21 protein-coding genes are annotated in these 20,458 nt (G+C 53.6%); 16 read left to right on the plus strand and 5 right to left on the minus strand.

The features are described 5' to 3' along the window. Window positions 1-78 precede the first annotated feature (78 nt). The 4 genes from ACO7SM_RS06665 to sixA all read left to right on the plus strand — a co-directional run bounded on the left by ACO7SM_RS06665 (window position 79) and on the right by sixA (window position 4,690). Window positions 79-363, plus strand: a complete 285-nt coding sequence (locus tag ACO7SM_RS06665; RefSeq protein WP_162383127.1) for a YfcZ/YiiS family protein — start codon at window positions 79-81, stop codon at window positions 361-363. 176 nt (window positions 364-539) lie between these two features. Continuing rightward, window positions 540-1,850, plus strand: coding sequence for an acetyl-CoA C-acyltransferase FadI (fadI, locus tag ACO7SM_RS06670; protein WP_490470186.1), 1,311 nt, complete (start codon window positions 540-542; stop codon window positions 1,848-1,850). After that, on the plus strand, window positions 1,850-3,991 hold the full coding sequence (gene fadJ / locus ACO7SM_RS06675; RefSeq protein ID WP_490470187.1) for a fatty acid oxidation complex subunit alpha FadJ: 2,142 nt from the start codon (window positions 1,850-1,852) through the stop codon (window positions 3,989-3,991). Before fadI ends, fadJ begins: the two co-directional genes overlap by 1 nt. A 213-nt stretch (window positions 3,992-4,204) precedes the next feature. Further along, window positions 4,205-4,690: a phosphohistidine phosphatase SixA gene (sixA, locus tag ACO7SM_RS06680; RefSeq protein ID WP_192612937.1), complete on the plus strand. Its 486-nt coding sequence runs from the start codon at window positions 4,205-4,207 to the stop codon at window positions 4,688-4,690. 86 nt (window positions 4,691-4,776) lie between these two features. On the opposite strand, the gene smrB is transcribed toward sixA, so the two are convergent. Further along, window positions 4,777-5,328 carry an endonuclease SmrB gene (gene smrB / locus ACO7SM_RS06685; RefSeq protein WP_490470188.1) on the minus strand — a complete coding sequence of 184 codons (552 nt, stop codon included), beginning with the start codon at window positions 5,326-5,328 and terminating at the stop codon, window positions 4,777-4,779. A 165-nt stretch (window positions 5,329-5,493) separates the two neighbouring features. Here smrB and prmB point away from each other — a divergent pair, with 165 nt between their 5' ends. Genes prmB through ACO7SM_RS06715 form a run of 6 tightly spaced genes read left to right on the plus strand, consistent with a single transcriptional unit; the run spans window position 5,494 to window position 10,047 of the window. After that, on the plus strand, window positions 5,494-6,426 hold the full coding sequence (prmB, locus tag ACO7SM_RS06690; protein WP_192612935.1) for a 50S ribosomal protein L3 N(5)-glutamine methyltransferase: 933 nt from the start codon (window positions 5,494-5,496) through the stop codon (window positions 6,424-6,426). Window positions 6,427-6,465: 39 nt separating this feature from the next. Continuing rightward, on the plus strand, window positions 6,466-7,551 hold the full coding sequence (aroC, locus tag ACO7SM_RS06695) for a chorismate synthase (protein ID WP_490470189.1): 1,086 nt from the start codon (window positions 6,466-6,468) through the stop codon (window positions 7,549-7,551). Between the two features lie 3 nt (window positions 7,552-7,554). Beyond that, on the plus strand, window positions 7,555-8,379 hold the full coding sequence (gene mepA / locus ACO7SM_RS06700) for a penicillin-insensitive murein endopeptidase (protein WP_490470190.1): 825 nt from the start codon (window positions 7,555-7,557) through the stop codon (window positions 8,377-8,379). Beyond that, window positions 8,379-9,188 carry a sulfite exporter TauE/SafE family protein gene (locus ACO7SM_RS06705; RefSeq protein ID WP_490470191.1) on the plus strand — a complete coding sequence of 270 codons (810 nt, stop codon included), beginning with the start codon at window positions 8,379-8,381 and terminating at the stop codon, window positions 9,186-9,188. Before mepA ends, ACO7SM_RS06705 begins: the two co-directional genes overlap by 1 nt. Next, window positions 9,188-9,736 (plus strand): elongation factor P hydroxylase, encoded by a 549-nt coding sequence (locus ACO7SM_RS06710; RefSeq protein WP_490470192.1) that lies wholly within the window; start codon window positions 9,188-9,190, stop codon window positions 9,734-9,736. Before ACO7SM_RS06705 ends, ACO7SM_RS06710 begins: the two co-directional genes overlap by 1 nt. Before the next feature lie 32 nt (window positions 9,737-9,768). Next, window positions 9,769-10,047: a YfcL family protein gene (locus ACO7SM_RS06715; protein WP_490470193.1), complete on the plus strand. Its 279-nt coding sequence runs from the start codon at window positions 9,769-9,771 to the stop codon at window positions 10,045-10,047. Window positions 10,048-10,151: 104 nt separating this feature from the next. Here ACO7SM_RS06715 and mnmC read toward each other — a convergent pair whose 3' ends face one another. Next, window positions 10,152-12,152 carry a bifunctional tRNA (5-methylaminomethyl-2-thiouridine)(34)-methyltransferase MnmC2/FAD-dependent 5-carboxymethylaminomethyl-2-thiouridine(34) oxidoreductase MnmC1 gene (mnmC, locus tag ACO7SM_RS06720; RefSeq protein WP_490470194.1) on the minus strand — a complete coding sequence of 667 codons (2,001 nt, stop codon included), beginning with the start codon at window positions 12,150-12,152 and terminating at the stop codon, window positions 10,152-10,154. 158 nt (window positions 12,153-12,310) lie between these two features. On the opposite strand from mnmC, the gene fabB reads away from it, so the two are divergent. Further along, window positions 12,311-13,528 (plus strand): beta-ketoacyl-ACP synthase I, encoded by a 1,218-nt coding sequence (fabB, locus tag ACO7SM_RS06725; protein ID WP_490470195.1) that lies wholly within the window; start codon window positions 12,311-12,313, stop codon window positions 13,526-13,528. 42 nt (window positions 13,529-13,570) lie between these two features. Here the strand turns inward: fabB and ACO7SM_RS06730 are convergent, their stop codons facing one another. Both ACO7SM_RS06730 and ACO7SM_RS06735 read right to left on the minus strand, forming a co-directional pair. Further along, window positions 13,571-14,104 carry a YqhG/Tai3 family protein gene (locus ACO7SM_RS06730; protein WP_490470196.1) on the minus strand — a complete coding sequence of 178 codons (534 nt, stop codon included), beginning with the start codon at window positions 14,102-14,104 and terminating at the stop codon, window positions 13,571-13,573. After that, window positions 14,104-14,472: a hypothetical protein gene (locus tag ACO7SM_RS06735; RefSeq protein ID WP_490470197.1), complete on the minus strand. Its 369-nt coding sequence runs from the start codon at window positions 14,470-14,472 to the stop codon at window positions 14,104-14,106. Before ACO7SM_RS06735 ends, ACO7SM_RS06730 begins: the two co-directional genes overlap by 1 nt. A 347-nt stretch (window positions 14,473-14,819) precedes the next feature. Here ACO7SM_RS06735 and ACO7SM_RS06740 point away from each other — a divergent pair, with 347 nt between their 5' ends. Next, window positions 14,820-14,945 (plus strand): hypothetical protein, encoded by a 126-nt coding sequence (locus tag ACO7SM_RS06740; RefSeq protein WP_490470198.1) that lies wholly within the window; start codon window positions 14,820-14,822, stop codon window positions 14,943-14,945. A 175-nt stretch (window positions 14,946-15,120) separates the two neighbouring features. Then, complete coding sequence (locus ACO7SM_RS06745; protein WP_490470199.1) at window positions 15,121-16,323, plus strand: MFS transporter; 1,203 nt, start codon at window positions 15,121-15,123, stop codon at window positions 16,321-16,323. On the opposite strand, the gene flk is transcribed toward ACO7SM_RS06745, so the two are convergent. Next, entirely contained in the window at window positions 16,286-17,287 is a 1,002-nt protein-coding gene (gene flk, locus ACO7SM_RS06750) for a flagella biosynthesis regulator Flk (RefSeq protein WP_490470880.1), read from the minus strand. The two genes, ACO7SM_RS06745 and flk, sit on opposite strands and share 38 nt — an antisense overlap. Window positions 17,288-17,395: 108 nt before the next feature. On the opposite strand from flk, the gene pdxB reads away from it, so the two are divergent. The 3 genes from pdxB to truA all read left to right on the plus strand — a co-directional run bounded on the left by pdxB (window position 17,396) and on the right by truA (window position 20,425). Further along, window positions 17,396-18,532 carry a 4-phosphoerythronate dehydrogenase PdxB gene (gene pdxB / locus ACO7SM_RS06755; protein ID WP_490470200.1) on the plus strand — a complete coding sequence of 379 codons (1,137 nt, stop codon included), beginning with the start codon at window positions 17,396-17,398 and terminating at the stop codon, window positions 18,530-18,532. 67 nt (window positions 18,533-18,599) lie between these two features. Continuing rightward, window positions 18,600-19,613, plus strand: coding sequence for an aspartate-semialdehyde dehydrogenase (locus ACO7SM_RS06760; protein WP_490470201.1), 1,014 nt, complete (start codon window positions 18,600-18,602; stop codon window positions 19,611-19,613). Then, window positions 19,613-20,425 carry a tRNA pseudouridine(38-40) synthase TruA gene (gene truA / locus ACO7SM_RS06765; protein WP_192612924.1) on the plus strand — a complete coding sequence of 271 codons (813 nt, stop codon included), beginning with the start codon at window positions 19,613-19,615 and terminating at the stop codon, window positions 20,423-20,425. Before ACO7SM_RS06760 ends, truA begins: the two co-directional genes overlap by 1 nt. Window positions 20,426-20,458 lie beyond the last annotated feature (33 nt).

Below are 20,458 nucleotides of genomic sequence, written 5' to 3' on the forward strand. Positions count from 1 at the left end.
GAGAGGTGAATGGCGGGAGCGTAAAATATCCCCAGCGTTTATCTGGCACCTAGGGTGCGAATACAGAGGAAATCTACAATGAGTAAATGCAGTGCTGATGAAACCCCGGTTTGCTGCTGTATGGACGTTGGGACCATTATGGACAACTCCGACTGCACCGCGTCGTACAGCCGTGTGTTCGCGAACCGCGCGCAGGCTGAAGAAACGCTGGCTGCGTTGACGGAGAAAGCGCGTAGCGTGGAATCCGAACCTTGCCAAATCACCTCCACTTTTACTGAAGAGTCCGAAGGTGTGCGTCTGGATATCGATTTTGTCTTCGCCTGTGAAGCTGAAACGCTGATCTTCCAGCTCGGCTTGCGTTAATCCCCTTCCTCAAACACCCTTGTCAAATACTGGCAGGGGTGTTTTCGTAACGCTATGTAACTATTCACTGTGCCATAGCTCGCACTTTCTTATGTCTCCCCTTGGCTAAATGTAAAAAATTGGTTAAGACTGTGATCAGGTCAGACCACTTAAAATATTTTTTACAGGGGAGTGTTATGAGTCAGGCTTTACCACTGGTCACCCGTCAGGGCGATCGTATTGCCATTGTCAGCGGTTTACGTACACCGTTTGCCCGGCAGGCCACTGCATTTCATGGCATTCCCGCCGTTGATTTGGGGAAAATGGTGGTAGGAGAACTGCTGGCGCGCAGTGAAATACCCCCTGAGGTGATTGAACAACTGGTTTTCGGCCAGGTGGTACAAATGCCTGAAGCACCAAACATCGCGCGCGAAATTGTGCTGGGTACCGGGATGAACGTTCATACGGACGCCTACAGCGTGAGCCGTGCCTGTGCGACCAGTTTTCAGGCAGTGGCGAATGTGGCCGAAAGCCTGATAACGGGCACTATCCGTGCGGGTATCGCCGGTGGGGCCGATTCTTCCTCCGTGTTGCCCATTGGTGTGAGCAAAAAGCTGGCGCGCGTGCTGGTGGACGTCAATAAAGCCAGAACGACCGGTCAGCGACTCAAACTCTTTTCCCGCCTGCGTCTACGCGACCTGATGCCGGTTCCTCCTGCCGTGGCCGAATATTCGACGGGGTTGCGGATGGGGGATACCGCCGAACAAATGGCGAAAACGTATGGTATTACCCGCGAACAGCAGGATGCGCTGGCGCATCGTTCGCACCAGCGTGCCGCTCAGGCGTGGGCCGAAGGTAAGTTAGCGGATGAAGTCATGACGACCTGGGCGCCGCCCTTTAACGATCCTTTCTCCGAAGACAATAATATTCGCGGTAACTCTACGCTGGCTGATTACGCCAAACTGCGTCCTGCGTTCGACAAAAAGCACGGCACTGTGACGGCGGCTAACAGTACGCCGCTGACGGACGGAGCGGCTGCCGTTATTCTAATGACGGAATCTCGCGCCCGGGAACTGGGGCTGGTGCCGCTGGGGTATCTGCGCAGCTACGCCTTTACCGCCATCGATGTGTGGCAGGACATGTTATTGGGGCCCGCATGGTCTACACCGCTGGCGCTGGAGCGTGCTGGATTAACGATGGCCGATTTAACGCTCATTGATATGCATGAAGCGTTTGCCGCCCAGACGCTGGCCAATATTCAACTGCTTGGCAGCGAACGCTTTGCCCGTGACGTTTTGGGTAGGGCGCATGCCACCGGTGAGGTGGATGACAGCAAATTCAACGTGCTGGGCGGGTCGATTGCATATGGTCACCCGTTTGCCGCCACAGGCGCACGCATGATCACCCAGACATTACACGAATTACGGCGCCGGGGTGGGGGCTTCGGTTTAGTTACCGCCTGCGCGGCGGGTGGTCTGGGTGCGGCAATGGTTCTGGAGGCGGAATAATGGAAATGACATCGGCTTTTACGCTTAACGTGCGTCTGGATAATGTCGCCGTCGTTTCTATGGACGTTCCCGGCGAAAAGATGAACACCTTAAAAGCAGAATTTGCGACGCAGGTTCGCGCCATTCTGAAACAAATCCGTGAAAACAAAGCATTGCGCGGTGTGGTGTTTATCTCCGCAAAGCCAGATAATTTTATTGCTGGCGCCGATATCAATATGATTGGTCATTGCCGCAGCGCTCAGGAGGCTGAAACCCTCGCACGTCAGGGCCAGCAGATAATGTCCGAGATTAACGCGTTGCCAATCCCGGTTATTGCCGCCATTCATGGGGCGTGTCTGGGCGGAGGCCTTGAGATGGCGCTGGCCTGCCACCATCGCATTTGTACCGATGATGCAAAAACAGTACTGGGCCTGCCGGAAGTACAGCTTGGGTTGTTGCCAGGCTCAGGCGGCACACAGCGGTTGCCGCGCCTGGTCGGGGTAAGTATGGCGCTGGATATGATCCTCACCGGTAAACAACTGCGTGCCAAACAGGCGCTGAAGGCGGGGCTGGTGGATGAGGTTGTTCCCCATTCCATTTTGCTGGAAGCCGCTGTTGAGTTAGCCAAACAGGACAGGTCTGCTCATCGTGAATTGCCGGTTCGTGAACGCATTCTGGCAGGCCCACTGGGACGCGCGCTGTTATTTCGTATGGTCAGGAAACAGACGGAGCAGAAAACGCAGGGTAACTATCCGGCCACCGACCGTATTCTTGACGTGTTAGAAACCGGGCTGGCGCAGGGGAGCAGCAGCGGTTATGACGCGGAAGCCCGTGCGTTTGGCGAGCTGGCGATGACGTCGGAGTCAAAAGCTCTGCGTAATATCTTCTTTGCCAGCACAGAGGTGAAAAAAGACCCCGGCAGTGACGCGCAACCCGGCGCGCTCGAAAGCGTAGGGATTCTTGGCGGTGGATTAATGGGCGGCGGTATTGCTTATGTTACGGCCTGTAAAGGCGGCGTGCCAGTTCGCATCAAAGACATTAATACGAAAGGAATCAATCACGCGCTGAAGTACACCTGGGATCAACTTGAAACGAAAGTGCGCCGCCGCCATATCAAGGCAAGCGAACGTGACAAACAGTTGGCGTTAATTTCGGGCTCTACCGATTATCGCGGTTTCTCTCACCGGGATCTGGTTATTGAGGCTGTGTTTGAAGATCTGTCGTTAAAACAACGGATGGTGGAGGAAGTTGAGCAGAATTGCGCACCTCACACGATTTTTGCCTCTAACACCTCATCTTTACCGATTGGGGATATTGCAGCAAAAGCCCTCAGACCGGAACAGGTCATCGGCATGCACTTCTTCAGTCCGGTAGAAAAAATGCCGCTGGTTGAGATAATCCCGCATTCAGCCACGTCTGAGAAGACAATTGCCACAACCGTTAAGCTGGCGAAAAAACAGGGTAAAACGCCCATTGTCGTGAGCGATAAAGCGGGGTTCTACGTTAACCGCATTCTTGCTCCCTATATCAACGAGGCCATCCGGTTGCTGACGGAAGGGGAACGCGTCGAACATATCGACGCCGCGCTCGTAAAGTTTGGTTTTCCGGTAGGGCCAATCCAACTTTTGGATGAGGTTGGAATCGATACAGGCACTAAAATTATACCTGTACTGGAGGCGGCTTACGGAGAACGTTTTAGCGCGCCTGCAAATGTTGTTGCTTCAATTTTGAATGATGATCGCAAAGGTAGAAAAAATGGCAGGGGTTTCTATCTTTATGGTGCAAAAGGGCGTAAAAGCAAAAAACGCGTCGACCCTGCAATTTATACGCTTATTGGCGTGCAAGGGCAGAACAGGTTTTCCGCGCAGCAGATTGCTGAACGTTGCGTGATGTTAATGCTCAATGAAGCCGCACGTTGTTTCGATGAGCAGGTTATCCGGAGCGCCCGGGATGGTGATATCGGCGCTGTTTTCGGTATTGGTTTTCCGCCATTTCTTGGCGGCCCGTTCCGTTATATGGACTCCCTGGGGGCGGGAGAAGTGGTTGCAACGCTGCAACGGCTGAGCGCGCAATATGGTGACCGGTTTACGCCGTGTGAGCCGCTATTGCAAATGGCGCAGCGTGGTGATCACTTCTGGAAGAACGGGGGAACGGACCTGTAAGTATAAGGTCAAAGGTAGGATGAATCCGCACCGAATGAATGTATCATGCTCAATTTGTAAACAGAAATTGACTATACTTACGCCATTACGGTAAAAAACAGCGTTTCATTCGGCGAGCGGATAAGGCACAATGCCGGCCACCGCATTTTTACCACTACCATTAAGGTATTGAGTACGAATGTGGGTGATTCTGGTTAACAAAAGCGGTGCAATATGCAAGTTTTTATCATGCGTCACGGCGACGCGGCCCTCGATGCCGCCAGTGATTCGGTTCGTCCCTTAACCTCTTGTGGTTGTGACGAGTCCCGCCTAATGGCGAACTGGCTGAAAGGTCAAAAAGTGGATATCGAACGTGTTCTGGTGAGCCCGTTCCTGCGAGCCGAACAAACGCTGGATGTCGTTGGGGAGTGTCTGAATCTGCCGAAGGGCGTCGATATTTTGCCGGAGTTGACTCCCTGTGGCGATGTGGGTCTGGTCAGCGCCTATCTACAGGCTCTGGCCAATGAAGGTGTCGCCACTGCGCTGGTGATTTCTCACTTACCTTTGGTGGGATATCTCGTGTCTGAACTTTGTCCGGGTGAAACACCGCCGATGTTTACCACGTCTGCAATCGCGAGCGTAACGCTTGATGAGAGTGGTACAGGCTGTTTCAACTGGCAGATGAGTCCATGTAATCTGAAAATGGCGAAAGCCATTTAACGGTAAAATGCCGGATAAGGCGAAACCGCCCTCTGGAAAACACACGATAAAAGAGCCGCTTCTGCGGCTCTTTCTGTTTTGGTGTTTCAGGGAAGCTCGGGGGGTAGCCACTCTTCTACTTCTATCAACACCAGCAGCGCCGCGTCGCCACCATACTCTTTCGGCGCCTGATGAAAAGCCATCACATGCGGGTGTTGCGCCAGCCATAGAGGAGTCTGCTGTTTAAGGATGTGCTTGCCATGTCCGTGCATCACGCAGGCGCAAAACACATGTTCCCGGCGGCAGGCGGCAATCAATGCGCCTAACTCTTGTTTGGCCTGTTGCTGGGTCAAACCATGCAGGTCGAGAAATAGCTCCGGGGAATAGTCGCCACGGCGCATCTTCTTCAGTTCAAAATGGCTGACGTCGGGACGAAGGAATTTTACCGGGCCATCCGTATTCAACAGAGGCTGAAATTCGTCAGAGAAATAGTGGCTGGCGTCTGCCTGCTCCGAAAGGAGTCGCTTAACCGGAACCTCGGTGATTTTTTTACGCTGCGGGCGGTGAACAATCGTGTCCTGCTTAATCTGACGAGTGCCGGTCATCAACTGCCGGAACAACGTCTGGTCCTCCTCGCTGAGCGGATTTTTCTTTTTCATTCGCGCGTCTCATCTTCTGTTTTGCGCTAGTTTACCCGACTCCGGGGATATCCGATCCGCCAAAACGCAATTTTCGTGTTCATGCTCTGCGTGAATGCTGATTTATCCCCGTCTTCGTGGCAAACTAGCCGCCGAATTTAATGCGAGCATGCCCTGGAGGAATACGTGGATAAAATTTTCGTCGATGAAGCAGTGAGTGAACTGCATACCATTCAGGACATGTTGCGTTGGGCGGTCAGCCGTTTTAGCGCGGCAAATGTATGGTACGGCCACGGTACGGATAATCCCTGGGATGAAGCGGTTCAACTGGTATTGCCGACACTGTATTTGCCGCTGGATATTCCTGAAGACATGCGTAGCGCGCGTCTGACGCCGAGTGAACGTCACCGCATTGTTGAACGCGTGATCCGTCGCGTTAATGAGCGCATTCCGGTGGCCTACCTGACGAACAAAGCCTGGTTCTGCGGCCACGAATTCTATGTGGATGAACGCGTGCTGGTACCACGCTCGCCGATTGGCGAACTGATCAACAATCATTTTGACGGGCTAATCCATGGTCAGCCGAAGCATATTCTGGATATGTGTACCGGCAGCGGCTGCATTGCGATTGCCTGCGCCTATGCCTTCCCGGAAGCGGAAGTCGATGCCGTTGATATTTCTACCGATGCGTTAGCGGTGACCGAACACAACATTGAAGAACATGGCTTGCTCAATCACGTGACGCCTATCCGTTCTGATGTGTTCCGTGACTTGCCGAAGGTTCAGTACGATCTGATCGTCACGAATCCGCCGTATGTCGATGCTGAAGATATGTCCGATCTGCCGAGTGAATATCGTCACGAACCTGAACTGGGTCTGGCATCGGGATCCGATGGGTTAAAGCTTACCCGCCGTATCCTGGGCAATGCGCCGGATTACTTGTCTGACGACGGTATTCTGATTTGTGAAGTCGGAAACAGCATGGTACATCTGATAGAACAATACCCGGATGTGCCGTTTACCTGGCTGGAATTCGACAATGGCGGCGACGGCGTCTTCATGCTGACGAAAGCGCAGCTGATTGCGGCTCGTGAACATTTCAGCATCTACAAAGATTAATCAAACGCGCAAACACACAACAACGATAACGGAGCCGTGATGGCAGGAAATACACTTGGACAACTCTTTCGCGTAACCACTTTCGGCGAATCGCACGGGCTGGCGCTCGGGTGTATCGTCGATGGCGTTCCGCCTGGCATCCCGCTGACAGAGGCTGATTTACAGCACGATCTCGACAGACGTCGTCCGGGCACCTCACGTTACACTACTCAGCGTCGTGAGCCGGATCAGGTGAAAATTCTGTCGGGTGTGTTTGAAGGCGTCACCACCGGCACCAGCATCGGTTTACTGATTGAAAACACCGATCAACGTTCGCAGGACTATAGCGCCATTAAAGACGTTTTTCGTCCGGGTCATGCCGACTATACCTATGAGCAGAAATACGGTTTGCGTGACTACCGTGGCGGCGGGCGTTCGTCTGCCCGTGAAACGGCCATGCGCGTCGCGGCCGGAGCGATTGCCAAAAAATATCTGGCCGAGAAATTCGGAATCGTTATTCAGGGCTGTCTGACCCAGATGGGCGATATTCCGCTGGCGATCAAAGACTGGTCGCAGGTCGAGCTTAACCCGTTCTTTTGTCCCGATCCGGACAAAATCGACGCGTTGGACGAACTGATGCGCGCACTGAAAAAAGAGGGCGATTCCATTGGCGCAAAAGTGACGGTGGTGGCGAACGGCGTACCGCCGGGTCTCGGTGAGCCGGTGTTTGACCGCCTGGATGCCGACATCGCCCACGCGCTGATGAGCATCAATGCGGTAAAAGGGGTGGAAATCGGTGACGGTTTCGACGTGGTCGCGCTGCGTGGCAGCCAGAACCGGGACGAAATCACCAAAGCGGGTTTCCAGAGCAACCATGCGGGCGGCATTCTGGGAGGGATCAGCAGTGGGCAACAAATAGTGGCACACATGGCGCTGAAACCGACCTCCAGCATTACCGTGCCAGGGCGCACGATCAACCGTTTTGGCGATGAAGTTGAAATGATAACCAAAGGGCGTCACGATCCTTGTGTTGGGATCCGCGCCGTCCCGATCGCTGAAGCGATGCTGGCGATCGTTTTGATGGATCACCTGCTGCGTCAGCGGGCGCAAAATGCGGATGTAAAGACTGATATACCACGCTGGTAACAGATGAAAAAAACGGTACTTGCACTGCTGGCCCTGTTGGTCAGTAGTGCCAGCCTGGCGGCGACGCCCTGGCAAAAAATAACCCATCCCGTCTCGGGAAGCGCGCAATCTATTGGCGGATTTTCGAATGGTTGTATCGTGGGCGCCGACACGCTTCCCGTACAGTCTGAATCCTACCAGGTGATGCGCACCGATCAGCGCCGCTATTTCGGCCATCCTGATCTGGTGATGTTTATCCAGCGTCTGAGTACGCAGGTGAACCAACTGGGGTTGGGGACGGTGCTGATTGGCGATATGGGGATGCCTGCTGGCGGTCGTTTCAATGGTGGTCATGCCAGCCATCAGACCGGTCTGGACGTTGATATTTTCCTCCAGTTGCCGAAAACGCGCTGGACGCAGTCTCAACTGTTACGACCTCAGGCGCTGGATCTGGTGGCTGCTGATGGTAAACACGTTGTGCCGTCATTGTGGAAACCCGAAATTTCCCATCTGATTAAACTGGCGGCGGAAGATAACGACGTCACGCGAATTTTTGTCAATCCTGCGATTAAACAACAACTTTGCCTGGATGCCGGAACCGATCGCGACTGGTTGCGTAAGGTTCGCCCCTGGTTCCAGCATCGTGCGCATATGCATGTCAGACTACGCTGTCCAGCCGACAGCCTTGAGTGCGAAGATCAACCATTGCCGCCACCGGGTGATGGATGTGGCGCGGAGCTTCAGAGCTGGTTTGAGCCGCCGAAACCTGGAACAACCAAGCCTGAGAAGAAGACACCGCCACCGTTGCCGCCTTCCTGCCAGGCGCTACTGGATGAGCATGTACTCTAATGGACAATTTTTTAGACCTGTTTATGGTGTCTCCGCTGGTGTTGGTGGTGCTGTTTTTTATCGCGGTGCTGGCAGGCTTTATTGATTCAATCGCCGGAGGCGGGGGGCTGCTGACGATCCCCGCGCTGATGGCGGCGGGAATGTCGCCGGCGAACGCGCTGGCAACTAACAAACTGCAAGCCTGCGGCGGGTCCATCTCGGCCACTGTCTATTTTGTTCGCCGCAAAGTTATCAATCTGGCGGAGCAAAAACTCAACATTGCGATGACTTTCATTGGTTCAATGAGCGGCGCGCTGCTGGTGCAGCATGTGCAATCGGATGTGCTGCGTCAGATCTTGCCCGTTTTGGTTATCTGTATCGGTCTTTATTTTTTGTTGATGCCGAAACTGGGAGAAGAAGACAGACAGCGTCGTCTTTACGGTCTGCCTTTTGCGCTGATCGCCGGAGGATGCGTCGGTTTCTACGATGGTTTTTTTGGACCCGCGGCAGGATCGTTTTACGCACTGGCTTTTGTTACCCTGTGCGGATATAACCTCGCCAAATCAACGGCTCACGCCAAATTACTTAACGCCACCTCAAACGTGGGCGGTCTGTTATTGTTTATCATTGGCGGAAAAGTGATTTGGGCGACCGGCTTTGTGATGCTGATTGGCCAGTTCCTTGGTGCGCGTATGGGCTCCCGACTGGTATTGAGCAAAGGACAAACCTTAATTCGCCCCATGATCGTTATCGTTTCGGCGGTGATGAGCACCAAACTACTTTATGATAGCCATGGACAGGAGATCCTCCACTGGTTGGGGATGAGCTAATGAACAGTACACATCACTACGAACAGTTAATTGATATTTTTAATGGCTGTTTTGCCGATGGGTTTAATACCCGTCTGATTAAAGGCGATGACGAACCGATCTATCTTCCTGCAGATGCTGAGATCCCCTATCACCGTATCGTCTTTGCCCACGGCTTTTACGCCAGCGCCCTGCATGAAATTTCACACTGGTGCATTGCGGGTAAAGCGCGTCGGGAACTGGTCGATTTTGGTTACTGGTACTGCCCGGACGGTCGGGATGCGCAGACTCAGAGCCAGTTTGAAGATGTGGAAGTGAAACCACAGGCATTTGACTGGTTATTTTGCGTGGCGGCGGGTTATCCGTTCAACGTCAGTTGCGACAATCTGGAAGGCGACTTTGAACCCGATCGCGTGGTATTTCAGCGTCGGGTACATGCTCAGGTGATGGAATATCTGGAAAAAGGTCTTCCTGAGCGTCCAGCGCAATTCATTAAAGCGCTACAGAATTATTATCACACGCCTGATCTTAAGGTGGAACAGTTCCCGTGGCCAGAAGCACTCAACTGAAGCCAGCGCCACGTTTACAATGAGGAAAGAAGATGATCGCGGAGTTTGAATCACGCATTCTGGCATTAATCGACGACATGGTAGAGCATGCAAGTGATGATGAGCTTTTTGCCAGTGGGTATTTGCGTGGCCACCTGACGCTAGCCGTGGCTGACCTGGAAGGGGGTGATGACCATTCCGCCGAAGCGGTATACGCCAATGTCACCCTGAGTCTGGAAAAGGCGATTGGCGCAGGTGAACTCTCACCGCGCGACCAGGCCTTAGTGAAGGAGATGTGGGACACTCTGTTCCAGAAGGTCGCAGCAAAATAGTGGCGGAATGTGCCGGATAGCGACGCCTGGCGTTTTATCCGGCCAATGAGCCCACATCCCGTAGGCCGGATAAGGTGTCTGCACCACTATCCGGCCTTGCCCGGTTACTGTACCGCTTTCCCCTTCAATAACTTCCGTACCCATAAACGATTCGGGTTTAATGCCGCCAGCGTGTTCGCATCCATCGGGATAGGTTCCTCACTCATTTGCGCGGCAAGGATCTCCGCACACAGTGGGGCAGAGCACAGCCCACGCGATCCCAGCGCGCCCAGCATAAACAGATCCCTGTAGACCGGCGCACTTTCCGCGTCAGCTTTGTGTTCAGCCAGGTTTGCATATTGGGTGAGCGTCGCGTCATAGTCCGGCACATTGCCCACCATGGGCAGGTGGTCGCGGGTGGCGCAACGCACGCCGCAACGCGCCTCTTTTCCACTCACATCGACCTCTTTTGCCCACCCGGCATTCGGAAAACAGTCAATCAGGCGCTGCCGATTCTGTTGCTGGTCGTCCTCGCGATAGTCTGTTTCTTCACTGCCACGATGATAGCTGGCGCCGATACAGTGATGCTGATTGGCCGGGTTTTGCGGGGTGAGATAGCCGTCATAGCACAACACCTGTCGTAGGGCAGACAGCGCAGAGGTGGTGGGAATATGGCTCACTTGACCACCCACAGAGTAAACTGGCAACGGCTGAGTCTGCTCAAAACGATGAATCTGATGACCGTTTGCCAGGACGACAACCTGATGTTCAGCTTGCGTTGCGTCTGCGAACGTCAACTGCCAGCCGTCTTCCTGCGCTGAAAGGGTCGTCAGTGAATGCTGATAACGGGTACGTAATCCCTGTTTTTCGGCCAGGGCCAGTACCGCGGCGGTTAACTCAGCCGGACACAGCCAGCCGCCTTGCGGCCAGGTGATCCCCCCGCAGTTTACCGACAGGCCGATGGTTTGCTCGATCTGCGTCGCGTCAACGGCCTTTGCGAACGCATTGGGCAATAGCTGCGACAGCATTTGTTCGATTTTCTGCTCACTCTTTTCATCCCAGCCTAACTGTGTGACGCCGCACCAGTCGTGTGCAAACTCAACGGGCAGGGCGTCATACAAGCGGCGGGCAAAGGTGAACGCAGCAGGAAAGAAGTGGTTTATGGCCGCGTCGTGTTTGCTGAGCAATGGATAAAGCGCGCCCTGACGATTACCTGAAGCCCCCTGCGCGGGTTGCTTATCGGCGCAATACAGTGTGACTTGCCAGCCGCGGCGTAACAGCGCCAGTGACAATAATGCGCTGGCGATGCCGCCGCCGATAATTGCCGCTTCACGTTTTGCGGTTCCACGGCGCAGAAACCAGGGCGCAGCAGACGGTTGTGCCAGAGTGTGCTCCATCACACCGCAAAGCATTTCGCGCTTACGCCCAAACCCTTTGCATTTTTGCATGGTAAAACCGGCATCCTGTAAACCCCGACGTACAAAACCTGCGGAGGTAAAGGTCGCCAGCGTACCGCCTGGACGCGCCAGTCGCGCCATGGCGTTAAACAGATTCTGCGTCCACATATCCGGATTTTTTGCCGGTGCGAAACCGTCGAGGAACCAGGCGTCCACTTTCTGGTTCAGCGTCTCATCCAGTTGTCCGGTCAGTTCATTGATATCGCCAAACCATAAATCCAGGGTCACACGCCCCTCGTCCAGAAACAGGCGATGGCATCCGACCAGCGGCAGAGGCCACTGAGCTTGCAACTGCTCAGCCCAGGGCGCCAGTTCAGGCCAATGCTGATGCGCCTGAACCAAATCGGGGTGACTCAGGGGATATTTTTCGTAGCTGATGAAATGAAGTCGTTCTAACGTGGCCTGCGGGTGCGAAGCGCGAAAGGCGGCGAATGCCTGCCAGAGTGTCAGGAAATTGAGACCGGTACCAAAGCCGCTTTCTGCCACCACAAATAATTGCCGTGAATGAGTGGGGAAGCGTTCCGCAAGATGATTTCCACCGAGAAAAACGTAACGTGTCTCCTCCAGTCCATTATCATTAGAAAAATAGACATCATTAAAATCTCGGGAAACAGGTGTACCCTCAGCATTAAATTCAAGGTTGGCAGGTTGTATAGCGTATTGTTTCACGTAAGTTACTCGTCTCACAGGCAGTGTCACGATCTTAGCGATGTGTGCCTGGCGGCGCAAATTTCCGCATAAATTGGCTGATCGGACTTGTTCGGCGTACAAGTGTACGCTATTGTGCCATTCGAAACTTAATATAGTGCGACTTACAGAGGTATTGAATGAAACGTGCAGTGATTACTGGCTTGGGCATCGTTTCCAGCATCGGTAATAACCAGCAGGAAGTCCTGGCATCTCTGCGTGAAGGACGTTCAGGGATCACTTTCTCTCAGGAGTTCAAAGATTCAGGAATGCGCAGCCACGTGTGGGGTAACGTCAAACTGGACACCACCGGTCTGATTGACCGTAAAGTGGTCCGTTTCATGAACGATGCCTCTATCTATTCCTATCTCTCCATGCAGCAGGCGATTGAAGACGCCGGTCTGAAAGATGAGGTTTATCAGAACAATCCGCGTGTGGGCCTGATTGCCGGTTCTGGCGGTTCGTCTAAATCTCAGGTTTTTGGTGCCGATGCGATGCGTAGCCCGCGTGGTCTGAAAGCGGTGGGGCCGTATGTGGTCACTAAAGCGATGGCCTCTGCGGTATCCGCGTGCCTCGCAACACCGTTTAAAATCCACGGTGTGAACTACTCCATCAGCTCCGCTTGTGCGACGTCTGCACACTGTATCGGTAACGCGGTAGAGCAGATTCAACTGGGCAAGCAAGACATCGTCTTTGCGGGCGGCGGCGAAGAGCTGTGCTGGGAAATGGCGTGTGAATTCGACGCAATGGGCGCGCTGTCTACCAAATATAACGACTCTCCAGACAAAGCTTCCCGTACTTATGATGCAAACCGTGACGGTTTCATTATCGCAGGCGGCGGCGGTATGGTTGTTGTTGAAGAACTCGAACATGCTCTGGCGCGTGGCGCGCACATCTATGCGGAAATCGTTGGCTACGGCGCAACGTCCGATGGCGCTGACATGGTTGCTCCGTCTGGCGAAGGCGCAGTGCGCTGCATGCAGATGGCGATGCACGGTGTTGACACGCCAATCGACTACCTGAACACCCACGGAACTTCCACGCCGGTTGGCGATGTGAAAGAACTGGGCGCTATCCGCGAAGTGTTCGGCGATAACTCTCCGGCTATGTCCGCAACCAAAGCGATGACCGGTCACTCTCTGGGCGCTGCTGGCGTACAGGAAGCCATCTACTCTCTGCTGATGCTGGAACACGGTTTTATCGCGCCAAGCATCAACATTGAAGAGCTGGACGAGCAGGCTGCAGGTCTGAACATCGTGACGGAAGCGACCGAGCGCGAACTGACCACCGTGATGTCCAACAGCTTCGGTTTCGGCGGGACTAACGCCACGCTGGTTATGCGTAAACTGAAAGCGTAAGCATCCGTGATGCAAGAAGAGGGGAGCCAAATGGCTCCCTTTTTACTTTTTAAGCGGCTCGTATTCTGGTGCGATTTTCGCAGACCATGCCCTTGCACGGGCAATGGCACCGGCATCGTAGATCGGGTGTTCAAACTGGTGCGTAAGGTCGCGTACTCGATAAATTTTCCATCGGCCATCTTCCCGACGAGTGTAGACCATTAAATGAATGAGATGGGTACTGGAATCACCAAGCCATACATCCACTTGTTCGCCTCCCAGAAAAACTTTGGCCGTCCCAGTGCGGAATGAAGAGATCCATTCTGGTGTGTAGTCCTGCACGTACATAAAGTAGTCCGACTCCACGATCTCCTGCTCATAATAATCGTCAATTTGCTTTAACCTATGAATAATCTCAGTTGAAACATATTTTCCATAAACAGGATTGGTGTAATTGATGAGACTCTCATCGTTATCGCTGGTGTATATCGCCATGTACTGAAGGTAGAATTGATTCACCATGCTACGACTACTTGTATCATTGTGGACATTACATCCGGATAACAGTAAAAGAATGAATGGGAGAATAAACCGCATCAGTTCCTCCTGTATATCGTATATTGTGGTTTTGCTGTTCTGTAACCCGGCCCTGCCCACATATCATGTTGCCTGAAATCGGAATACCATTCTTGCCCATCAAAAATGGCCATATGACCGCTGGCATTTCCTCCCCCATACGGTTGTAAAATGACAACATCACCTGCTCGCGGAGATTCATAAGGAGAGATGGGTCTGAAACCCGCGCTCATTAAAAGAGAACCATAATCTTTGGCATGCCCCGTGTGCCCTATATCTATGCCTCCTGCACTGATTGCCTTTCGCGTATATTCCGCACATTGCTTGATTGAGTGTGAATGGGCGTGATGCTTTGCATAGTTTGTTGCTGCTCTTATATCCCAGGTCATATTATATTCTCTTGGTGTTGCTACGTGATCTGTTAATTATCACTGCAACTATGGGGAGGACAGGTAATATTTGCTATAAGAAAAAATTATAAATAATTAAGGTGTATTTTATATATTAATGACATTCATTATTCGAATACTTGAGAGCGATTGCACTTTTAATATCTGCACGATGCCAGTCCTGGACTTTTTCTTTCATTCTGTAATCCTACGAAGATATGGTATCGGTGTCGATGTTTTTAGGTTTTTATCGTATTGCGATAAAATAACGTAATTTTCTTTTATCACATGGATATTGTCAGAGATCGAAGGCATGGGAGTATCACATTTCGATTCTACCCGAGTATGTGCGTCCGTATGTCGCAGAAAGCGAGACGACGCTGGCGCTGAACGATGCCTCTGCCTGGGAGGCAGAATCGAAAGAGATCGGGGTTGCGCTTCTCTCGCTCTTTGGCAATAACCCCCGGTATTGAGAACCTTCCGCGGTTAACGGTTGACAACGTTAGCGACCCAAAGGCAAACTCCACGCTCGACATTATCTTCCTGATAATAGTGGGCGTTTAACGTTATCCAACGCACCTTAATCCTGGCGGTCAGGTAGAGGGGGCGTGGCAATTCCTCGCCTTACTCTGCATTTCGGAGTAACGCATGACAGCAGTATCCCAAACAGAAAAAACATCTTCTGCGAATTTTTCGCTTTTTCGCATCGCCTTTGCGGTTTTCCTGACCTATATGACGGTCGGTTTACCCTTGCCCGTCATCCCGCTTTTTGTGCATCAGGAACTGGGCTACGGCAACACCATGGTCGGTATCGCCGTGGGCATTCAGTTTCTGGCTACGGTACTCACGCGAGGCTATGCCGGGCGACTCGCCGATCAATATGGCGCGAAACGTTCTGTGCTACAGGGTATGTTTGCCTGTGCTCTGGCGGGCGTCGCGTGGCTGCTGGCGGCGCTGCTGCCAGTCTCCATTCCGGTGAAATTTGCCCTGCTGATTGTTGGGCGCTTGATTCTGGGCTTTGGTGAAAGCCAGTTACTGACCGGCACATTAACCTGGGGAATGGGGCTGGTCGGGCCGGGGCGTTCGGGTAAAGTGATGTCGTGGAACGGGATGGCGATTTACGGCGCGCTGGCGGCCGGTGCGCCGCTGGGTCTGTTGATCCACAGCCATTATGGTTTTGCCGCGCTGGCGGGCACTACGATAGCGCTTCCACTGCTGGCGTGGGCGTTTAACGGCACGGTGCGTAAAGTACCCGCACATCCAGGCGATCGTCCATCGCTGTGGAGCGTGGTTGGGCTTATCTGGAAACCGGGTGTTGGCCTGGCGTTACAGGGCGTCGGGTTTGCCGTTATTGGTACCTTCATTTCTCTCTACTTTGCCAGCAACGGCTGGGCGATGGCGGGTTTCACCTTGACCGCCTTTGGCGGCGCATTTGTGCTCATGCGCGTGCTGTTTGGCTGGATGCCGGATCGCTTTGGCGGCGTGAGGGTAGCAATCGCATCATTGTGCGTTGAAACCGCCGGGCTGGTGTTGCTCTGGCTGGCGCCAGGTGCAGGGTTTGCTTTGTTGGGGGCGGCATTAACCGGAGCCGGGTGTTCATTAATCTTCCCGGCGCTGGGCGTAGAGGTGGTGAAACGCGTACCTTCACAGGTACGTGGCACCGCGTTGGGTGGATATGCCGCCTTTCAGGACATCTCCTACGGTGTGACCGCACCTCTTGCAGGGTTATTAGCCACCTCATGCGGTTATCCCTCGGTATTTCTGGCCGGGGCGATCTCCGCAGTGGTAGGTATTTTGGTGACATTACTCTCTTTTAGGAAACCAACAAAAAAAGAGCCAGGACAATCATGAGCGCGATAAACAGCAGACCGGGCCGTGCCGACAGCGATTTAATGGTTTCAATGATCGGCGCGAACGGACTGTAGATCGGTTGAATATGGCGAGGATCGTTTAATTCCCGGTCTCGTTCGACACGGCGCAGGAAGATCTGGTTAAGCAGATCCTGCACCTGAACCGTGGTCAGAACCGTTTGCGGCTGGATCAGATAGTTTTGCTGCGCATACTCTTTGATCGCCGTAAATTCATTCGGCTCTAGCGGCTGCTTTAACGCTGCCTGCAGCGTTTGCAAGGTGGGCGCGTTCTGTAGGCTGAGTGTCTGGCGCGCCTGTAACCAGGTCACCAGATGGGTGAACTGTTTCGCCGGGATCAACTCGCCGCTTTTCACGCCGGAGAGTTCCAGCATTGATTGCCAAATCAGCTTGCCAGATTCCCCCGTGGCGGCAGCCAGTTTGGTCACAAGCTGGTTAAGCGTATTGTGCTCGGCGGGTAATAACGGTCTGTCGGTCGCCGGGCGCTGCTGCGGTTGTGGGATAGAGAGCAGCCCTTGTTGCAGTAACGTCAACACGTTCTTCAACTGTTCTGGCGTAAGCTGGCTTAACGCAGTCTGGTTATACTGCTGGCGAATAAAATCACTGACGGCCTGGCGATTGTTCCCCAGGCTCAACAGTTCTGTTAATTGTGCCAGCACCTGACGATTAGCGTGGTTTTGCTGGGCGACGCCCAGTCGTTGGCTGAGATTGTGTTCAGCGGCAGGGAAATGACGCGAAAGCAACGGCGTGTCGCTTTTTACCCCCAAATCGTGTTTTATTCCGGCCCAGACTTCCGCACTTTGCTGTTGCGTCAGCGAAATCAAGCGAGTGATCAGTCGTTCCAGCACAGTGCGTTGCTGGGTGGATAACGGCTGTTCGCCCGCGATGGAAGGACGGTTTTGTCCCTCACCGGGAGGTTGTGCGGGAGTGCCGGAAATGGGTTGCATCATCACTAATCCTTAAATCTTTGCAAACCAGGTCTCGCAGTATGCCTGGCGGCGAGATTATGGCACACTTGCCCGGTTAACTCTCGCTCTCAAACAGGTACCACAGACGTGAAAATCCTCGTTGATGAAAATATGCCTTATGCCCGCGAATTGTTCAGTCGTTTGGGGGAGGTAAAAGCGGTTCCAGGTCGCCCCATTCCCGTTGCTGAGCTCGAAGACGCAGATGCGCTAATGGTGCGCTCGGTCACTAAAGTGAACGAATCGTTGCTGGGCGGAAAGTCCGTTAAGTTTGTTGGAACGGCGACCGCAGGCACTGACCATGTGGATGAGACCTGGCTTAAACAGGCTGGGATCGGCTTTTCTTCTGCGCCTGGCTGCAACGCCATTGCGGTTGTTGAATATGTTTTTTCCTCGTTGTTGATGCTTGCCGAACGCGATGGTTTTGCGTTGCGCGATCGTACCGTGGGCATTATTGGCGTAGGGAATGTCGGCGGTCGTTTGCAGGCGCGACTGGAAGCGCTGGGCATTCGCACGTTGCTGTGCGATCCACCGCGTGCCGATCGTGGCGACGAGGGCGATTTCCGCGCCCTTGAAGAGCTGGTGCAGGAAGCGGATATTCTGACCTTCCACACGCCGCTATTTAAACAAGGGCAGTACAAGACGCTGCATCTGGCTGACGACGCGATGATTCGCCGCTTGAAACCTGGAACCATTTTGGTCAATGCCAGCCGTGGCCCGGTGGTGGATAATGCGGCCTTGTTGGCGCGACTGAATGCCGGGCAGTCGTTAAGCGTGGTGCTGGATGTCTGGGAAGGTGAGCCAGAGCTCAATGTCGAATTGTTGGAAAAGATCGACATTGGTACGCCGCATATCGCGGGCTATACCCTGGAAGGGAAAGCGCGTGGCACCACTCAGGTCTTTGAAGCGTATAGCGCATTTATTGATAATGCGCAGCAAGTCGCGCTGGATACGCTGTTGCCCGCACCGGAGTTTGGCCGCATCACACTTCACGGCACCTTAGATCAGCCGACGCTGAAAAGACTGGTGCATTTGGTGTATGATGTGCGGCGCGATGATGCCCCGTTGCGAAAAGTTGCCGGGGTTCCGGGTGAGTTTGATAAACTGCGTAAGAATTACCTTGAGCGCCGTGAGTGGTCATCTTTGTACGTGATGTGTGATGATGCCGAAACGGCGGCGCTGTTGAAAAAACTGGGTTTTAACGCCGTTTACCACCCAACACATTAATGTCTTCTTAATGCTCCCTGACGAATAATTCGGCAGGGACGCTTATGTTTTTCTGGAGTAAATCACCATGTCTGAAGGCTGGAATATTGCCATCCTGGGCGCCACGGGTGCCGTAGGCGAAGCCCTGCTTGAAACGCTGGCCGAACGCCAGTTCCCGGTCGGTGAAATCTATGCGCTGGCGCGTAATGAAAGCGCTGGCGAGCATCTGCGCTTTAACGGTAAATCCATCATTGTGCAGGATGTCGCTGATTTTGACTGGACGCAGTCGCAACTGGCGTTTTTCGTCGCCGGGGCTGAAGCCTCTGCTGCCTGGGTGGAAGAAGCCACCAATGCTGGTTGTCTGGTGATTGACAGCAGCGGGTTGTTTGCTCTCGAGCCGGACGTCCCGCTGGTCGTGCCGGACGTTAACCCGTTTGTCCTGGCAGATTATCGTAACCGCAACGTGATTGCAGTGCCTGACAGCCTGACCAGCCAGTTGCTGTCTGCATTGAAGCCGCTGATCGACGAAGGTGGACTTTCCCGAATCACGGTGACAAACATTTTGTCGGCATCCGCGCGCGGTAAAAAAGCGGTCGATGCGCTGGCAGGTCAAAGCGTGAAATTGCTTAACGGCATTCCGATTGATGACGAGGATTATTTTGGTCGCCAGTTGGCATTTAACATGCTGCCGCTGTTACCGGATCGTGAAGGCAGCGTGCGCGAAGAGCGCCGTATTGTCGATGAAGTCCGCAAAATTATGCAGGATGAGGGATTAATGATCTCTGCCAGTTGCGTACAGTCGCCGGTATTTTACGGCCACGCGCAGATGGTGAATTTTGAAGCGCTGCGCCCGCTGGCTGCTGAAGAGGCGCGTGATGCGTTCTCTCGCGGCGAAGATATTGTCTTGTCTGAAGAGACGGATTTCCCGACCCAGGTCGGCGATGCCACGGGTAATCCGCAGCTTTCGGTCGGCTGTGTTCGTAATGATTACGGTATGCCGGAACAAGTCCAGTTTTGGTCAGTCGCAGATAACGTCCGTTTTGGCGGCGCGCTGATGGCGGTGAAAATTGCTGAAAAACTGGTGCAGGAGTATCTGTACTAATGTCTGACCAGCAACAACCGTCAGTTTATAAAATTGCGCTGGGCATTGAGTACGACGGCAGTAAATATTATGGCTGGCAGCGTCAGAACGAAGTGCGCAGCGTCCAGGAAAAGCTGGAAACCGCGCTTTCGCAGGTGGCCAACGAGCGTATCAACGTATTTTGTGCGGGTCGTACGGACGCTGGCGTGCACGGTACTGGGCAGGTGGTGCATTTTGAAACCACCGCTCAGCGTAAGGATGCAGCGTGGACACTGGGCGTAAATGCGAATTTGCCTGGTGACATCGCTGTGCGTTGGGTGAAAGCTGTACCTGATGATTTTCACGCCCGGTTTAGCGCTACGGCACGCCGTTATCGCTACATCATCTACAATCACCGGCTGCGTCCGGCGGTTTTAGGTAAGGGCGTGACGCACTATTATGAACCGCTGGACGCAGAACGTATGCACCGGGCGGCGCAGTGCCTGATTGGCGAAAACGATTTTACCTCGTTTCGCGCCGTGCAGTGCCAGTCGCGCACGCCGTGGCGTAATGTGATGCACATTACTGTGACGCGTCATGGTGCGTATGTGGTGGTCGATATCAAAGCAAATGCCTTTGTACATCATATGGTAAGGAATATTGTCGGTAGCCTGATGGAAGTGGGCGCCCACAACCAGCCGGAGAGCTGGATCGCAGAGTTGCTGGCGGCTAAGGACAGACGGCTTTCTGCAGCAACGGCGAAAGCGGAAGGATTGTATCTGGTCGCGGTAGATTACCCTGACCGGTTTGAACTTCCCAAACCGCCGATGGGCCCGCTGTTTTTGGCGGACTAATCAGAATGGCATACCCCGAATATGACGGGGACA

The organism is Citrobacter sp. LJND-P06, assembly GCF_058188415.1.